This window comes from Streptomyces sp. NPDC043861 (assembly GCF_056435905.1).
Genome location: NZ_JBWKDP010000002.1, coordinates 673408 through 690074 on the forward strand (window position 1 = coordinate 673408; position 16667 = coordinate 690074).

A 16667-nucleotide genomic window follows, 5' to 3' on the forward strand; every position below is an offset into this window, starting at 1 on the left:
CCGTCGTCCCCGGCTCCTGTCCGTACGGAGAGGTCAGCCGATCACGCGCTCGTAGGCGAGGTGCCGGCTCCGCTCGGTGGTGACTGTCGCGAGCTCGGACAGATCGCTCAGCGCCGCCCGGCAGCCCTGGGAGGCGAGGGCGCGTTCGCAGTGCTCCGCGTCCCGCCACCACTGGACGCCGGTGTAGGACAGCGGCCGGACCGTCGAGCGGAGCAGATCGCTGCCGCCGAAGCCGCCGAGGGCGTCGAGGGCCTCACAGAGTGCGGCGTACCGTTTCTCGAACCCGCTGTGGTCGCGTTGCACATGGGCCGACAGCAGGACGACCGCCGAGTCTCCGACGGCCGCGCCCTCCTTCAGCGTCCGGCGGACGCTCAGTGCCTGGTCGGCCTCGGTGTGCACCATGGGGCCGAGGCGCTGGACATGGGCCACGAACGTGTCGTCGTGCACGGTGTCCAGGAAGCCGCTCAGGCGCCGCCAGTGGTTGAGGTGGACGTACACCCGCGGCCGGTCGACGAGCTGGACCGTCACCAGGAAGTCGAAGCCGGGGCGGTGGCGCAGGAACTGCGAGTGCTGCCGGAACTCCCGCTCGAACTCCCCGACGTCACCCTTGACCTCGAACCGGTTGACGACGGTGACCGGCCTGTTCGGATCACGATCCGGCACGCTTTTCCTCCGCGAATCGCTTGGCATGGCGCAGCGTGGTGGAACTGTTGGTGCCGAGCGCCTTGCGCACGAGTGCGCGCGCCTCGGCGAGGGTGGCCCCCTGGCCGAGTGCCGTCCGTACACCTTCCGGGTCGAGGGTGACGGTGTGCCAGGACGTGGCCCGCACCGACCCGTCGTCCAGCGGCTCGATCTCCCAGCGGCCGGTGTGACCGCTCATGGCGACGGGCACCCGGAGCTGCTTGTAGACGATCGTCCTGCGGTCCTCGAAGCAGACGCGGACGGATGTCGTGTTGTGCAGGGAGCCGTCCGGGCTGCGGGTGTCCATGTCCATGTGCTGGATGCCCGGCTCGTCCTCGGTGAGGTCGAGGCGCGCCACGTGCGGCAGCCGCTCGGGCCAGAGGTCGGCGCGGTCCAGGAAGGCGTAGACATCGCCGGCGGCACCGGCGATCGTCTCGGAGTCGCTGAACGTGAAGTGGAGTTCGTCGCGGACCTCGCCCTGCTCCGCGGTGTTCTTCAGTGCGGCGAGCTCGGCGCGGCTGTTGCGGTCCACGGCGCGCTCGATCAGCTCCTCCGCGGCCGGGTCGTCGCCCACCGCGCGGTAGTCGTGCAGCAGCACGACACGGGTCGTGCCCTCCTCGGCCGGCTCGATGCGCCATTCGCCGCCCATGGCGGCGACGGGTGCGGCCGGGACGACCTGGCGGAAGGTGATGGTGCGGGCGGCCGGGTCGAGCACGCGCCGGGAGGTCCAGGTGCGTACCTGTTCGTTGGCGATGGCCCAGATCCGCAACATCTGTTCACCGCCGCTCTCGGGGGCGTCCTCGAGGACCTCGACGTGCACGGTGGGGCCGAAGACCTGCGGCCAGGCGGACACGTCCGCGATCAGGGCGTAGACGGTGGACGGGGGCGCGGAGACGGTGACGGAGTGTTCCGTGACACGGGTCGCCGAAGTGTCGGGCGTAGCGGTCGCCACGGCGTACCTTCCCTTCAGTGCGGCCGTGAGAGCGGCCGGATCAGAGTGGCAGAGGTGGGCTCGAAGCGGGCTCGAGCGGCAGTGGATCGTGGTCAGCGGGCGGCCCAGGCGGGCTGTTCGGTGATCTCGAGTACGGCGCAGCCCCAGCTGTATCCGGCGCCGACGCTGATCAGTACGCAGCGGTCGCCGGGCTTCGCGCGACCGGAGACCACGAGGTGGTCCAGGCCCGCGAACTGGTCCCCCGCGCCGAGGTGTCCGACGGTCCGGCTCCACTCCCAGGGGGTGCGATCGGGGTCGATGCCGAACGGGCCGTAGTAGATCGACTTCAGGCGGCGCCGGCCGAAGTGGGGCAGGATCACCCAGCGCGCGTCGGCGAGTTCCATCCCCGCATCGGCCAGGGCCTGCTTGATGACGGTCTGCTGGCCCGAGTGGGCGCGGCTGATGGCGTACGAGATACCGACCCTGCCGATGAACGCGCGCTTGGCCTCCTCGAAGTCGACGGGGATGCGGTGGCCGAACGGGGCGCGAGTGAACGGCTCTTCGCCGCGGTGCAGGGGCTCGAGCTCCGGGTCGGCCAGCAGGGCCAGGGAGCGGAGTCGGGCGAATCCGCCGCGACGGGAGAGCACCAGGGCGGTGGCTCCGTCGGCGTAGGGCGTGCCGGGGTCGGTGTTCCACCGGTCGATGCCGGGTTCGCAGAACCGGTCGGCGGTGGTCAGCAGGGCGTCGCAGTTGCCGTGGCCGGCAGTGAGGTAGGCGGTGGCGAGGTCGAGGGCAGCCAGTCCTCCGTTGGACATCTGCCGTATCTCCAGGGCGGGGCAGGTGTTGCCGAGCGCCTCGCGCTGGATGTAGGAGGCGGCGGGCCACAGGTCCTGGCCCTGGTGATAGGTGTCCGCGTGCAGCACGAGGTCGATGTCCTCGGGCCTGGAATCGGCCCGCTCCAGCGCGACGCGGGCCGCGGCCGCCGCCATCTCGGCGGCCGACTCGTCGGGCGAGTACGCGACCGACACCAGGCCGGTCGTGGAGGCGAGCCCGGACGGGCAGGCCCCGGAGGCGACGGCGTCGGCGACGGACACCGAGCCGGGGAGCCGTACCGACGTCCCCCGTACATAGATGTTCTCCACACGCACAGCTACTCCCGGAGTTCGAGGGTCTTCAGCCCGCCCAGGCGGTTGCGAGGGGTACGGAGCCGCCGCCGGGGCGCACATCGTCGAGCAGCACGTAGTGGACGGCGTCGAGCAGGGCACGCCAGCTCGCCGTGACCGTGTTCTGGTCGACGCCCACGGTGCCCCAGCGGCGTTCGCCGTCGCGGTACGAGATCAGCACCCGGGCGGCGGCGCCGCTGCCGGTCTCACCGGCGAGCACACGCACCCGGTAGTCCACCAGCTCCAGCCGTGCGAGCTGCGGGAAGAACGGGTCGAGGGCCTGGTGCAGAGCCCGGTCCAGGGCGTTGACGGGACCGTTTCCATGGCCGGTCGCGGTGAGCGGGACGTCGTCGATCCGCAGTCGTACGGAAGCCTCAGTGCGCACCTCGCCGTCCCGCTGCCGGGCGACGGACACCTGCCAGGACTCGACCTGGAAGGGCGGCTCCACGGGGCCCTTGGCCAGCACCTCGCGGAGCAGCAGCTCGAAGGAGGCGTCGGCGGACTCGAAGCTGTAGCCCTCGCTCTCCAGGTCCTTGATGCGGGCGGCGGCGCGGGCCACCTCCTGCGAGCCTGCGGCGACGTCGTAGCCCAGTTCCCTCGCCTTGAGTTCCACGGAGGAACGGCCGCCCATGTCCGAGACCAGGGTCCGCATCGCATTGCCCACCCGGGCCGGGTCGATGTGCTGGTAGAGGCCGGGGTCGATGCGCAGGGCGGAGGCGTGCAGACCCGCTTTGTGGGTGAAGGCGGACGCACCCACATAGGGGGCCGCGGGACGGGAGGGGATGCCGGTGAGCTCGGCGATCGCACGTCCGGTATCGGACAGTTCGGCGAGCAACGCCGGGTCGGCCACCATCCTGTTCTTCTTCAGGACGAGATTGCCCATGACGGTGAACAGGTTGGCGTTGCCGCAGCGTTCGCCGTAGCCGTGCGCGGTGCCCTGGACGTGCATGGCTCCCGCGTCCACGGCGGCCATGGTGTTGGCGACGGCGCAGCCGGTGTCGTCGTGGCAGTGGATACCGACCTGGACGCCGGTCGTGGCGATCGTGTCGGCGACCGCCACCGCGACCTCGTCGGGCAGCGCCCCGCCGTTGGTGTCGCACAGCACCACGGCCTCGGCGCCGGCCTCCGCAGCGGTGCGGACCACGGCGAGCGCGTACTCGCGGTTGAGTCGGTAGCCGTCGAAGTAGTGTTCGGCGTCGAGGAACACGCGCCGGCCCGCGTGCACGAGGTGCCGCACCGTGCTGCCGATCATGGCGAGGTTCTCGGCGAGCGTGGTGCGCAGGGCGCGCTGCACATGTCCGGTGTGGCTCTTGCCGACCAGGGTGATCACCGGGGTCCCGGCCGCCAGCAGGGCGCGCACCTGGGGATCGACGGAGACCGGGACACCGGCCCGCCGGGTGGCGCCGAAAGCGGCCAGCTGGGCGTGCTCGAGATGGAGTTCGGTACGGGCGCGGTGGAAGAACTCGGTGTCCCGCGGCACCGCGCCCGGCCAGCCGCCCTCGATGAACCCCACGCCGAGGGCGTCCAGCCGCCGGGCGACGGCGAGCTTCTCGTCGACCGTCAGGACCATGCCCTCCTGCTGGCTGCCGTCGCGCAGCGTCGTGTCGTAGAGCTGAAGGCTCTCCTCGGCCATCGCCCCTCCCTCACTCGTGCCACCGATGCCCGTCACATGGCGGCTCTGGTCGGGCCACCGTCCGGCGGCGGGCTCGGGAAGTCCTGGAGCGGTGGTCGACGCCGCGGGGAGGCTGTCATCGGTTGGGCCACGGGATGTCCCGGCCCGGAAGGACCCGCGGGAGTGCGGGCCCGGGGACGGCACCCGCCCCCTCCGGCAGTCGCCGGAGGGGGCGGGTGACCACGGGTCCGCCCTGGTCAGAGCGGTGCGGCGGACAACGGCTGCACGGTCTGCTTGAGCGGCCGCCACCAGTCGGGGTTGTCCCGGTACCAGGCCACGACATCGGCCAGGCCCTGCTCGAAGGGCACGGCGGGGGCGAAGCCGAGCTCCTCGCGGATCTTGCCGTCGTCGAGCGAGTAGCGCAGATCGTGGCCCTTGCGGTCGGGGACCATGCGCACGAGGTCCGGGTCGGCGCCGCACAGGGAGACGAGCAGATCCGTCATCTGGCGGTTGGTGCGCTCGTTGCCGCGGCCGACGTTGTAGATCTCGCCGGGGCGGCCGCCGGTGACGACGAGCTGCACGGCCCGGCAGTGGTCGTCCACGTGCAGCCATTCGCGAACGTTGCTGCCGTCCCCGTAGAGGCCCACCGGCTGTCCGTCGAGGAGATTGGTGACGAACAGCGGGATCAGCTTCTCGGTGTGCTGGTGGGGACCGTAGTTGTTGGAGCACCGGGTGATGGACAGGTCGAGGCCGTGGCTGCGCCAGTAGGAGCGGGCGACGAGATCGCTGGCGGCCTTGGACGCGGCGTAGGGCGAGTTGGGCAGCAGGGGCCATTCCTCGGTCCAGGAGCCGTGCTCGATGGAGCCGTACACCTCGTCGGTCGAGATGTGCACCACGCGCTGGACGCCGGCGACGACGCAGGCGTCCAGCAGGGTCTGGGTGCCTGCGACATTGGTCCTCATGAACGCCGACGCGTCGGCGAGCGACCGGTCGACATGCGACTCGGCCGCGAAGTGCACCACGACGTCATGGCCCGGGAGCAGGTCGAACAGGAGCGCCCTGTCGCAGACGTCGCCCTCGACGAAGGTGAGCCGGGGGCCGTCGGGCGGCAGATTGGCACGGTTGCCGGCGTAGGTGAGTTTGTCGAGGACGGTCACCGAGGCATGGGCGAAGCCCGGGTAGCCGCCGGCGAGGAGCGTGCGGACGTAGTGCGAGCCGATGAAGCCCGCGCCTCCCGTGACGAAGACCCTCATGCGGCCACCACCACGCTGGAATGGTCCCCGACCACCAGTCTGCTGCGGCCGGGGTGCACTTCGGACGAGACGGTGGCATCGCGGCCGATCACGGAGCCGTGCACACCGCCGACGCGATGCACCCGGGCCCCGTCCAGCATGATCGAGTCCTCGACCCCGGCCGCGTCGAGCACGCAGTCGCGCCCGATCGAGGTGTACGGGCCGATGTGGCTGTCCTCCACCAGGCTGCCGGGTCCGACGATCGCGGGGCCGGTGATGCGGGACCGTACGATCCGGGCACCCTCGCCGACGACGACCGCGCCGAGAAGTTCGCTCGCTCCGTCGACGTCGCCGGCGACGGACGGCTTGAGACCGTCGAGCAGTCTGCGGTTGCAGTGCAGGACGTCCTCGACCCTTCCGGTGTCCTTCCAGAAGCCGTGGTACGTGGCGGCGCGTACGTCGTGGCCCCGGGAGACCAGCCACTGGATGGCGTCGGTGACCTCGAGTTCGCCGCGGGCACTGGGTTCGATCGCGGCGACCGCTCGATGGATGGCGGAGGTGAAGAAGTACACGCCGATCACGGCCAGGTCGCTGGGGGGCCGCTGCGGCTTCTCGACCAGCCGCAGGACGCGTCCCTCATGGTCGACCTCGGCGACCCCGAAGGCCCGCGGGTCGGGAACGGGGTGGACCACCACCTGGGCGGCCGGGCGTGCGGCGCGGAACTCGTCGGCGATGGCCTTGACGTCCCCGGTCAGCAGATTGTCACCGAGGTACATCACGAAGTCGTCGGCGCCGAGGAAGTCCCGGGAGATCGCGATGCAGTCGGCGAGTCCACGGGGAACGTCCTGCTGGATGTAGGTGATGCGCACCCCGAGCGGTGAACCGTCCCCGAGTGCTGCGGCGATCTCCCGCCCACGGTCACCGACGACCAGTCCGACGTCCCGGACCCCGAGTGAGCGCAGGTTCTCCATCACATGGACCAGCACCGGCTTGTTGGCGATGGGCATGAGCTGTTTGGGCATGGAGTGGCTGAAGGGGCGCAGTCTGCTGCCCAGCCCTCCGGCCAGTACGAGTGCTTTCATCGTCGGACCTCCTCAGAGCGCGGTCAGCGCCTCACGCAGGGCCCCGATCACCCGGTCCTGGGTCTCCCGGGGCAGCGAGGGGTACATCGGCAGCGAGAAGATCTCGCCCGCGAGCCGCTCGGTGACGGGGAGGGAGCCCTTGGGGTGCCCGAGGTGCCGGAATCCGGTCATGGTGTGGACCGGCCACGGGTAGCTGATGTTCAGCGAGATGTCGTGACGCTTCAGCGCCTCGATGATCTCGTCGCGCCGCGGGTGACGGACGACATAGACGTAGTGGACGTGTTCGTTCCAGGGGTTCACCGAGGGCAGGGTCAGCCCGCCCGGTCCCGTCAGGTCGGCGAGGCCCTCCTCGTAGCGGCGGGCCACGGCGCGCCGCCCCTCGATGTAGGCGTCCAGACGGGTCAGCTTGCGGCGCAGGATCTCGGCGTGCACCTCGTCGAGCCGGCTGTTGTGGCCGGGGGTCTCCACGACGTAGTAGACCTGCTCCATGCCGTAGTAGCGCAGTCTGCGCAGGCGGCGGTCGACGGCCTCGTCGTCCGTGACGACGGCCCCGCCGTCGCCGTACGCGCCGAGCACCTTGGTCGGATAGAAGGAGAACGCGGCGGCATCGCCCATGGTCCCGGCGAGCCGTCCGTGGTGGCGTGCGCCATGGGCCTGGGCGCAGTCCTCGAGGATCTTCAGACCGTGCTGCTCGGCGAGCCGGGTCAGCGGCGCCATGTCCACGCACTGGCCGTAGAGATGGACCGGCAGCAGCGCCTTGGTACGGGGGGTGATGGCGTCGGCGACCCGGTCGGTGTCCATGAGGAAGTCGCTTTCGCGGACATCGACGAACACGGGGGTGGCACCGGCTCCGTCGATGGCCAGCACGGTCGGCGCGGCCGTGTTGGAGACGGTGATCACCTCGTCGCCCGGCCCGATCCCGAGGGCCTGAAGGGCGAGCTTCAGGGCGTTGGTTCCGTTGTCGACGCCGGTGCAGTGCCGTACGCCGTGCCAGGCGGCGTACTCCTGCTCGAAGCCCCGGACACTCTTTCCGAGGACCAGCTGGCCGGAGCCGAACACGGTCTCGACGGCGTCGAGGATGTCCTTGCGTTCCGTCTCGTACTCCGGCAGGTAGTCCCAGACGTAGGTGGTCATGGATGGGTCAGCCTCCATCAGTTCCGTCGGACGGTCCGTCGTCCCGGTGCCCGCAATGTGTGGCGCCGCAGTCGGGTCTCGCTCAAGCCCGGGTGGGTGCAGCCGGGCCCGGGGCGTCGCGGAGGTCCTGGGCCGCACCCCCATGCAGGAGTTCATCGATGCCGGCCGCGGACCAGCCGCACTCGGCGAGGACCTCCCTGGTGTGCTCGCCGGGGCGGGGAGCGGGCGGTGGTGTCCCCGCGGACGTGCGGCCGAAGCGCGGCGCGGGGCCGGGCTGAAATCCTGCCGTGGTGGGCGTATAGGTGCCGCGGGCCAGGTGGTGGGGATGGCCGGCCGCCTCCGCGACCGACAGCACGGGACTCACACATGCCTCGGTGCCGTCGAACGCCGCCGCCCAGTCGTCCCGGGTACGGGCGGCGAACCGGGACGCGAACCGGGCCCGCAGCAAGGGCCAGCTGGACCGGTCCGCACGATCGGGCAGGCTCTCGTCCCCCAGGCCGAGGCCGTGGAGGAGCGCACGGTAGAAGCGGTCCTCCAGGGCACCGACCGCCACGTACTCCCCGTCGGCGCACCGGTAGACGGCGTAGTACGGGGCGCCGCCGTCCAGCAGGTTCCGGCCCCTCCTCCCCTCCCACTCGCCCGCCTCCGTCATGGCGAGCAGCATGGCGAGAAGGGATGCCGTTCCGTCCGCGATCGCCGTGTCGACGACCTGCCCGAGTCCCGAGTCCCGCCTCTCATGGAGAGCTGCGAGAACACCGCTGACGAGGAACAGCGCACCGCCGGCGAAGTCGCCGAGCAGATTGACCGGCGGCACCGGTGGGCCGCCGTCGGGACCGATGGCGTGCAACGCGCCGCTGAGCGCTATGTAGTTGATGTCGTGCCCGGGGGTAAGGGCGAGGGGCCCGTCCTGGCCCCACCCCGTCATCCGGGCGTAGACCAGTGCGGGGTTGCGGTCGGCGCACTCCTCGGGCCCGAGGCCCAGACGTTCCATGACGCCGGGCCGGAAGCCCTCCACGAGTACGTCACTGCGCTCCACCAGCCGCAGAACCGCTTCCGCCCCTGCGGGGTGCTTGAGGTCGAGTGCGATCGAGCGCCGACCCCGGTCGAGGACCCGGTGCCAGGTGCCGAAGGCCCGCTCCCCGCCGGCGCGGTCGATCCGGACGACATCGGCGCCCAGGTCGGCGAGCAGCATGCAGGCGAAGGGGGCCGGACCGATACCTGCCAGTTCGACGACCCGCAGACCGTTCAGGGGTCCACCGGACCGTGTGTTCTCACGCTGCGTGATCAGCATGCGGGCACGGTAGGGAGAGTGCCTACAGAACCCCTCAAGCCGGGCCCCGGGGCCGTCCTCAAGGGCGGCCCGAGCGTCGGCCGCGACACTTCCGGGCATGTCCACGCTTCGGCCCCGCGCGCTCAACAGGGCTTTGCTCGAGCGCCAGTTGCTGCTCCGCCGCCACCGAATGTCCGTCGCCGACGCGATCGGCCATCTGGTCGGGCTGCAGACACAGGCACCGGATCCGCCGTACACCGGGCTGTGGACCCGTCTGGAGGCATTCCGGCCCGAGGAACTGGCGGACCTGCTGACCGGACGGAAGGCGGTACGCATCGCGCTGCTGCGCGCCACCGTCCATCTGGTCACCGCCGAGGACTGCCTGGCGCTGCGCCCGCTGTGCCAGCCCGCCCTCGACCGCGACCTGCGCGGCGCCTCCCGGTACGCCTCCGCTGCCGAGGGGCTGCCGCCCGGGGTGCTCCGGGAGGCGGGCCGCGCCGCGCTGGCGGACGGGGCGCTGACCCCCAAGGAACTCGGAGCCGCACTCGCCGTGCAATGGCCCGGCCGGGACCCGGCAGGGCTCGCGTACGCGGTGCGCAATCTGCTGCCCGTGGTTCAGGTGCCGCCACGGGGAATCCGGGGTGCGGGCGGACGGACACGGTACGCGTCGGCTGAGTCCTGGCTGGGCAGGCCGATGGGGGCCGCGCCCACTGCCGACGCGATGGACACGATGGTGACGCGCTGTCTGCGCGCCTACGGACCGGCTTCCGTCAAGGACGTGCAGACCTGGTCGGGTCTGACCCGGCTGAGCGAGGTCCTGGACCGGTTGAGGCCCGGGTTGCGGACGTTCCGTGACGAGGCCGGGGCCGAGCTGTTCGACGTACCGGACGGCCCGCTGCCGGACGCGGAGACGCCCGTACCGGTGCGCTTCCTGCCGGAGTTCGACAACATCCTGCTCTCCCACGCCGACCGGGCCCGCATCCTCGGCGACGTCCCACGGTCGGCGGTCTTCACCCGCAACGGAATCATCCGCGCCACCGTGCTGGTCGACGGCTTCGTCCGTGCGACCTGGACGGTGGCGCGCGAGCGTGGCACGGCCACGCTGTGCGTCGAACCGTTCGCGCCGCTGTCCCGCGCGGAGCGGGACGCCGTGGCCCGGGAGGGTGCACGGCTGCTGGCATTCGCCGCGGCCGGCTCCAAGTCCCACGACATCCGCTTCGGCCCGGGGGTCTGCGCCGCTTCCCCCGCGCCCGTACTGCCCGCGTGACCCTCGTCCCCACCGATCGAGGAACCTTCGAGGAAAGAGGCAATCCGTCATGACCGACCAGCCGTTCACCGGCCGCACCGTCGTCGTCACCGGAGGCGGCACCGGCATCGGCCGCGCGACCGCCCTCGCCTTCGCCGGCCTCGGTGCCGCGACCGTGATCGCCACGGGCCGCCGCAAGGACCGGCTCGACGAGACCGCCGCACTCAGCCCCGCCGTGGTGCCCGTGGAGGCCGATGTCGCCACCGAAGCGGGTGCGCAGACCGTCGTGGACGCGGTGGGCGCTGCGGGCGGCACCCTGGACGTCCTGGTGCACAACGCCGGTGTGTTCCGGTTCAGCCCGCTCGCCGCGCTCGATGTCACCGCCGCCCGGGAGGTCCTCGACATCAACGTCCTCGGACCGCTCGTCCTGACCCACCGGCTGCTGCCGCTGCTGCGCTCCCCCGGCGGCAGCATCGTCCTCGTCTCCAGCCGCGGCGGCCACAACCCCGGCCCCGGCAGCTCCGTCTACTCGGCGAGCAAGGCCGCCGTGCACAGCTTCACCAGGAGCTGGGCCGCAGAGCTCTCCGGCCGGGGCATCCGGGTCAACGCGGTCGCCCCCGGCTTCGTGCGCACGGAGGCGTACGCCGCGAACGGCCTGAGCCCCGAGCAGGTCCAGGGGCTCTTCGCGGGTGTCGTGCAGCAGATCCCGCTCGGCAGGGTCGCGGACGCCGAGGACATCACCCCGTGGATCACCCGTCTCGCGGACCCGTCGAGCGATCTGGTGACCGGTCAGGTCATCACCGTCGACGGCGGCATGGACGTCGGCGGGAGCGAGGGATGACCGGTTCGCAGGGATCCGGCCGGCCCTCGTCCCGCCGTCCGGCACCGCAGCGAAGGCGGCCGGCCCTCCCGGAAAGGAACCCCGTATGACTCCCGCCCTCAGCCCCTTCCGCATCGAGACACCCGAGGCCGAACTGGCCGATCTGCGTCTGCGACTCTCCCGGACGCGCTGGCCTGAGCGGGAAACGGTGTCCGACTGGTCCCAGGGCGCGCCGCTCGCGTATGTGCGCGAGCTGTGCGCGTACTGGGCGGACCGGTACGACTGGCGGGCGACCGAGGCCCGGCTCAACGCGCTGCCCCAGTTCCGCACCCACATCGACGGACTCGGCATCCACTTCCTGCACATCCGGTCCCCGCACGAGAACGCCGTACCACTGCTGATCACCCATGGCTGGCCCGGTTCGGTCGTCGAATTCCTCGACATCATCCGCCCGTTGACCGAGCCGGAGGACCCGGCGGACGCCTTCCATGTGGTCTGTCCGTCCCTGCCCGGCTACGGCTTCAGCGACCGGCCCGTGGACCACGGCTGGACCGCGGAGCGTGTCGCCGCGGCGTGGGACGAGTTGATGTCGCGCCTCGGCTACGAGCGGTACGCAGCCCATGGGGTGGACTGGGGCTCGTTCGTCACGGCCATTCTGGGTGAGCGCGACTCCGTACGGCCCGAGGACACCCGGCGGCTGATCGGCATCCATCTGACGATGCCGTTCGCACGCCCGCCGCAGGAGCAGGTGGAGCTCTCCGAGCGTGATCTGGCCGGCCTGGCCGCGATGAAGGAGTTCCAGCAGAACGAGGGCGGCTACTCGGTCATCCAGACGACCCGTCCGCAGACCCTCGGCTACGGTCTGACGGACTCGCCGGCCGGCCAGCTCGCCTGGATGGTGGAGAAGTACTGGGCGTGGAGCGACCACGACGGCGACCTGGACAAGGTGATCCCGCGCGACCGGCTGCTGGACGCGGTCACCGTGGGCTGGCTGTCGGCGACCGCCGCTTCCTCGGCCCGGATCTACTGGGAGAGCCAGAACAGGCTCGCGCTGGGCCCGGTGCATGTCCCGGCCGCGGTCTCCAACTTCCCCAAGGACGGCCGTATGCCGCGTCCCTGGATCGAGGGACGCTTCACCGATCTGCGCCGCTGGAGCGACCACGACAGCGGCGGCCACTTCCCCGCGCTCGAACAGCCCGACACCCTCGTCGCCGAACTGCGCGCTTTCTTCGGCTCCTTGGGCTGACCATCGCACTCATGAGGAAGGACCCATTGTGACCACACACGCCGCCGAGTCGGGCCCGGAGCAGCAGAGCCCGACCTTTCCGTACAAGCGGGGCTGCCCGTTCACCCCGCCGGCCGAGTACGCGGAGATGGTCGAGGAGGACGTCTCCCAGGTCACCCTGACCGGCTCCGGGCTGCGCATATGGACCGTGACCGGTTACGAGACCATGCGCCGGCTGCTGACCGATCCACGGGTCAGCGCTTCCCGGCGCCACGCCGGCTTCCCCTTCTACTTCATCGCGCCGCCGGAGTACCGCACCGAGACGTCGTTCATCGGATACGACGGCGACGAGCACGCCAGGACCCGCCGGAAGGCGGCACTGACCTTCACCAACCGGCAGGTGCAGCGGCTGCGGCCGCGTATCGAGGAGATCGTCGACGAGCACATCGACCTGATGCTGTCGATGGAGCCCCCGGTCGACATGCACCGGGTGTTCTCACTCGCCGTACCGATGACGGTCATCTGCGAACTCCTGGGCATTCCGCAGGACCGGCACGACTTCTTCATCAAGCACGGGACGGCCCTGCTCGGCGGCCACAGCTCGACGGAGGAGCGCCAGGCGGCGATCGTCGAGGTCAATGCGTACGTCGAGGAGCTGATCCAGCTCAAGAAGCGCGAACCGGGCGACGATCTGCTGAGCCGTGCCATGGCCGACTACGAGGCGTCCGGCGAGGAGTACACCGACCGCGACCTGTTCAACATGGTCCGGCTGCTGATGAACGGCGGCCACGAGACCACGGCCAGCCAGATCTCACTGGGCACGGCCTGTCTGCTGGAGAACCCGGGCCAGCTCGAACTGCTCAGGAACGACCCCTCGCTGATCAAGCCCGCCGTCGAGGAGCTCGTGCGCATCGCGACGATCGGCGACACCGCCGTTCCCCGGGTTGCCCTGGAGGACATCGAGATCGGCGGCAAGGTGATCCCCAAGGGGGACGGAATCCTCTGCCTCGGTCTGGCCGCCAACCGGGACCCGGAGGTCTTCCCCGAGCCGGAGAAGCTGATCATCAGCCGGGGCAGCCGCAAGCACCTGGGCTTCGGCCACGGGGTGCACCACTGCATCGGCGCCGACCTGGCGCGTCTCGAGCTCGAGATCGTGTGGAGCAAGCTGTTCGACCGGATTCCCGGGTTGAAGCTGGCCAAGCCCTTCCTGGAGATCGACCGCAAGGAAGGTGCGGTCATCTACGGCCTGTGGGAACTGCCCGTCGAGGGCTGGTGACGACCGCGTCCGGACCACACCAGAGGGGCCCTGCTCTCCGGAGAGCAGGGCCCCTCTGGTCGTGCGGTCCCCCGGTCGGTCAGCCCGGCTGGAGGACGCGCTGAGTGGCCGGGCCGAGGTTCCGGTGGATGTCGAGGGCCGCGGTGGACCGGTTCAGGGTGATGTAGTGCAGGCCGGGCGCACCCTCGTCGAGGAGTCGCCCGGCCATCGCCGTGGCGTGGTCGACACCGATGCGGTGCGCGGCGGCCGGGTCGTCCCGGGCCGCTTCCAGGCGGTGGGCCAGGTCCTCGGGGAACGCCGCGTCGCTGAGTTCGGCGAAGCGGCGGATCTGCCGGGCGTCCGTGGCCGGCATGATCTCGGGAATGACCGGGGTGTCGCAGCCGGCCGCCGTGACCCGGTCCCGGAAGCGCAGATAGTCGTCGGCGTCGAAGAACATCTGGGTGATGGCGTAGTCGGCGCCTGCCCGGCACTTGGCGACGAAGTGCCGGACGTCGCTCTCCCAGTCCCGGGAGCGGGGGTGCAGTTCGGGGAAGGCGGCCACGCCCACGGTGAAGTTTCCGCATTCGCGGACGAGTTCGACCAGCTGACGGGCGAAGGTGAGCCCCTGCGGATGCGGAACCCAGGGCCCGCGTGGATTGCCGGGCGGGTCGCCGCGCAGGGCGAGTACATCGCGGATGCCGGCGTCCGCGTACCGGCCGATGATGTGGCGCAGCTCGGCCGTCGAGTGGCCGACGGCGGTGAGATGGGCGACCGGCCGCAGCGTCGTCTCGGTGGCGATGCGCCGGGTGACCTCGACGGTCCGGTCCCGGGACGAGCCTCCCGCCCCGTACGTCACGGACACGAACGTGGGCGAGAGTGCCTCCACGCGGCGGATCGTGTCCCACAGGGCGAGTTCACCGGAAAGGTTCTTCGGCGGAAAGAACTCGAAGGAGAAGGAGCGCTCACCCGCGGCCAGGATCTCGGCCACGGACCGCCCGGTGGTCACCGCCTTTCCTCCGGCACGGCTTCGATCAGACAGTCGGGGCCGGCGCTGGTGATGACACGGGTGAGGCGCATCCCCGCGGCTTCCAGGATGGCGCGGAACTCCGCCTCCGTGCGCTGCCGTCCGGTGGTGCCGATGAGCGTCTCCAGGTCGAGAAGCTTGCCGATCGACGGTTCAGGCCCCTCCGGCAGCACCGGCTCCCCGAGCAGCAGTCGGGCGTGATCGGGCATCGCGGCACGGCAGTTGGCGAGGATGCGGACGCACTCCTCGTCGTTCCAGTCGTGGACGACGGCGGTGAGGACGTACGCGTCTGCGCCGGCCGGGACCTTGTCGAAGAAGGAGCCGCCGACGAGTTCGACGCGGTCGGCGACGCCGGCCGCCGCGAGCAGCGGCCGGGCCCGCTCGACGACGTCGGGCAGGTCGTACAGGACGCCTCGGACGGCGGGGTTGGCCTTGAGGATGCCCGCGAGGTAGGCGCCGTTCCCGCCGCCGACGTCGACGACGGAGTCGAACCGGCCGAAGTCGTAGGCGTCGAGGGTGGCGTAGATCGCGGTCGCCACCGAGGTCATCGCGTCGTCGAAGATCGCGGCCTCCTCGGGGTGGCTGCGGTAGTACTCGAACTGCGGTGCCCCATGGACCCGTTCGAAGGCGGACTCACCTGTGCGGACGCTCTCGTACAGTCCGGACCAGGCGGCCCGGTGCATGGTCGAACCGAAGTGGCGGGCGAGGCCGCGCAGCGAGCCGGGTATGCCGGTGCGCAGCAGCTGTCCCACCGGGGTCAGCTCGAAGCGGCGGCCGTCGAGTTCGGTGACGATGCCGAAGTCGCCGAGCGGCCGCAGCAGCCGGTAGAGGGTCGGCGCGTGCGCCCCGACCTCGGAGGCGATCTCCTCCACGGTGCGCGGGCCGTCCGCGAGGGCGTCCGGGACTCCGAAGCTCGCGGCTACGCTGATCGACTGGCTGACAAAGGCGCCCATCAGCAGCTGGAGCAGCGCCTCTTGGGGAGCGGCTGCCTGGGTGTCCGTCGTGGCCTGGGCCATGGCGTGGGTTCTCCGTTCCAGGGACCGAGGGTCAGCGGGCGTTGAAGTAGCCGGCCTCGGGGTGATGGACGACGATCGCGTCCGTGGACTGTTCGGGGTGGAGCTGGAACTCCTCGGAGAGCTGCACGCCGATCCGCTCGGGCTCGAGCAGGTCGGCGATCTTCGCGCGGTCCTCCAGGTTCGGACAGGCCGGGTAGCCGAGGGAGTAGCGGCAGCCCTGGTACTCGGTGCGCAGCATTCCGTCGAGGGAGGCCGGGTCGTCGGCGGCGATGCCGAGTTCGGTGCGGACCCGGGCGTGCCAGTACTCGGCCAGCGCCTCGGCCAGCTGGACGGAGAGTCCGTGCAGTTCGAGGTAGTCGCGGTAGGAGTCGGAGGCGAACAGCTCCGCGGTCGCCTCGCCGATCCTGGAGCCGACGGTGACGACCTGGAGGCCGACCACATCGGTCTCGCCGGACTCCTCGGGCCGGAAGAAGTCGGCCAGGCAGAGGCGGCGCCCGCGGCTCTGGCGGGGGAAGGTGAAACGTGTCCGCTCGGAACCCTGCTCATCGAGGATGATCAGGTCGTCGCCCTTGGACACACAGGGGAAGTAGCCGTGCACGACGGCCGCCTCCAGAAGCTGCTCGGTGTGCAGCCTCTCCAGCCAGCCGCGCAGCCTCGGCCGGCCCTCGGTCTCGATCGTGTGCGCGTCCTTGAGGCCCCACTGGCCCTTGAACAGGGCGGCCTCGTCGAGCCAGGAGGCGTACTCCTTGAGCTGGATGCCCTTGACGATGCGGGTGCCGCGGAAGGGCGGTTCGGGGACCCGGTTGTCGGTGGCGGTGTCGCTGCGGCCGGGCTCCTCGGATTCGGGCTGGGCCGGGAGCGCGAGATCCGGACGGGCGGGGACCCGGCGTTGCTTGAGTTCGGGGAGGGTGGCGCCGGGGACGCCGCGTTTGACGGCGATCAGGGCGTCCATCAGGCGCAGGCCCTCGAAGGCGTC

At 71.0% G+C, this 16667-nt stretch carries 15 protein-coding genes; 4 read left to right on the forward strand and 11 right to left on the reverse strand.

Features of this window, described 5'->3' with window-relative positions; all coding sequences use genetic code 11:
* Positions 1-33 precede the first annotated feature (33 nt).
* From AC068D_RS07460 to AC068D_RS07495, 8 genes are all read right to left on the reverse strand, one after another.
* The gene (locus AC068D_RS07460; RefSeq protein ID WP_478821991.1) at positions 34-663 is read right to left on the reverse strand and encodes an antibiotic biosynthesis monooxygenase family protein; all 630 of its coding nucleotides are present in this window, start codon (positions 661-663) and stop codon (positions 34-36) included.
* Positions 650-1633, reverse strand: a complete 984-nt coding sequence (locus tag AC068D_RS07465; RefSeq protein WP_478821992.1) for an aromatase/cyclase — start codon at positions 1631-1633, stop codon at positions 650-652. The genes AC068D_RS07460 and AC068D_RS07465 overlap by 14 nt, the downstream gene beginning before the upstream one ends.
* Before the next feature lie 92 nt (positions 1634-1725).
* A complete protein-coding gene (locus AC068D_RS07470) occupies positions 1726-2760 on the reverse strand; it encodes a ketoacyl-ACP synthase III family protein (RefSeq protein WP_478821993.1) in 1035 nt (344 codons plus the stop codon).
* A gap of 25 nt (positions 2761-2785) precedes the next feature.
* A complete protein-coding gene (gene cimA, locus AC068D_RS07475) occupies positions 2786-4408 on the reverse strand; it encodes a citramalate synthase (RefSeq protein ID WP_478821994.1) in 1623 nt (540 codons plus the stop codon).
* Positions 4409-4644: 236 nt separating this feature from the next.
* Complete coding sequence (gene rfbB / locus AC068D_RS07480) at positions 4645-5640, reverse strand: dTDP-glucose 4,6-dehydratase (RefSeq protein WP_478821995.1); 996 nt, start codon at positions 5638-5640, stop codon at positions 4645-4647.
* On the reverse strand, positions 5637-6701 hold the full coding sequence (locus AC068D_RS07485; protein ID WP_478821996.1) for a glucose-1-phosphate thymidylyltransferase: 1065 nt from the start codon (positions 6699-6701) through the stop codon (positions 5637-5639). The genes rfbB and AC068D_RS07485 overlap by 4 nt, the downstream gene beginning before the upstream one ends.
* A gap of 12 nt (positions 6702-6713) precedes the next feature.
* On the reverse strand, positions 6714-7835 hold the full coding sequence (locus AC068D_RS07490; protein ID WP_478821997.1) for a DegT/DnrJ/EryC1/StrS family aminotransferase: 1122 nt from the start codon (positions 7833-7835) through the stop codon (positions 6714-6716).
* Between the two features lie 82 nt (positions 7836-7917).
* Positions 7918-9126, reverse strand: a complete 1209-nt coding sequence (locus AC068D_RS07495; protein ID WP_478821998.1) for a CaiB/BaiF CoA transferase family protein — start codon at positions 9124-9126, stop codon at positions 7918-7920.
* A 97-nt stretch (positions 9127-9223) separates the two neighbouring features.
* Here AC068D_RS07495 and AC068D_RS07500 point away from each other — a divergent pair, with 97 nt between their 5' ends.
* The 4 genes from AC068D_RS07500 to AC068D_RS07515 all read left to right on the forward strand — a co-directional run bounded on the left by AC068D_RS07500 (position 9224) and on the right by AC068D_RS07515 (position 13672).
* A complete protein-coding gene (locus tag AC068D_RS07500) occupies positions 9224-10372 on the forward strand; it encodes a winged helix DNA-binding domain-containing protein (protein ID WP_478821999.1) in 1149 nt (382 codons plus the stop codon).
* 49 nt (positions 10373-10421) lie between these two features.
* Entirely contained in the window at positions 10422-11192 is a 771-nt protein-coding gene (locus AC068D_RS07505; protein ID WP_478822000.1) for an SDR family NAD(P)-dependent oxidoreductase, read from the forward strand.
* Positions 11193-11277: 85 nt separating this feature from the next.
* A complete protein-coding gene (locus tag AC068D_RS07510; protein WP_478822001.1) occupies positions 11278-12417 on the forward strand; it encodes an epoxide hydrolase family protein in 1140 nt (379 codons plus the stop codon).
* A gap of 28 nt (positions 12418-12445) precedes the next feature.
* Positions 12446-13672: a cytochrome P450 gene (locus AC068D_RS07515; protein ID WP_478822002.1), complete on the forward strand. Its 1227-nt coding sequence runs from the start codon at positions 12446-12448 to the stop codon at positions 13670-13672.
* Between the two features lie 79 nt (positions 13673-13751).
* On the opposite strand, the gene metF is transcribed toward AC068D_RS07515, so the two are convergent.
* The 3 genes from metF to AC068D_RS07530 all read right to left on the reverse strand — a co-directional run.
* Positions 13752-14657, reverse strand: a complete 906-nt coding sequence (gene metF / locus AC068D_RS07520; RefSeq protein WP_478822003.1) for a methylenetetrahydrofolate reductase [NAD(P)H] — start codon at positions 14655-14657, stop codon at positions 13752-13754.
* Positions 14654-15691, reverse strand: coding sequence for a methyltransferase (locus tag AC068D_RS07525; protein ID WP_478822004.1), 1038 nt, complete (start codon positions 15689-15691; stop codon positions 14654-14656). The genes metF and AC068D_RS07525 overlap by 4 nt, the downstream gene beginning before the upstream one ends.
* 31 nt (positions 15692-15722) lie before the next feature.
* Positions 15723-16667, reverse strand: a 945-nt coding sequence (locus AC068D_RS07530) for a vitamin B12 dependent-methionine synthase activation domain-containing protein (protein WP_478822005.1), incomplete at its 5' end; no start/stop codon positions are given.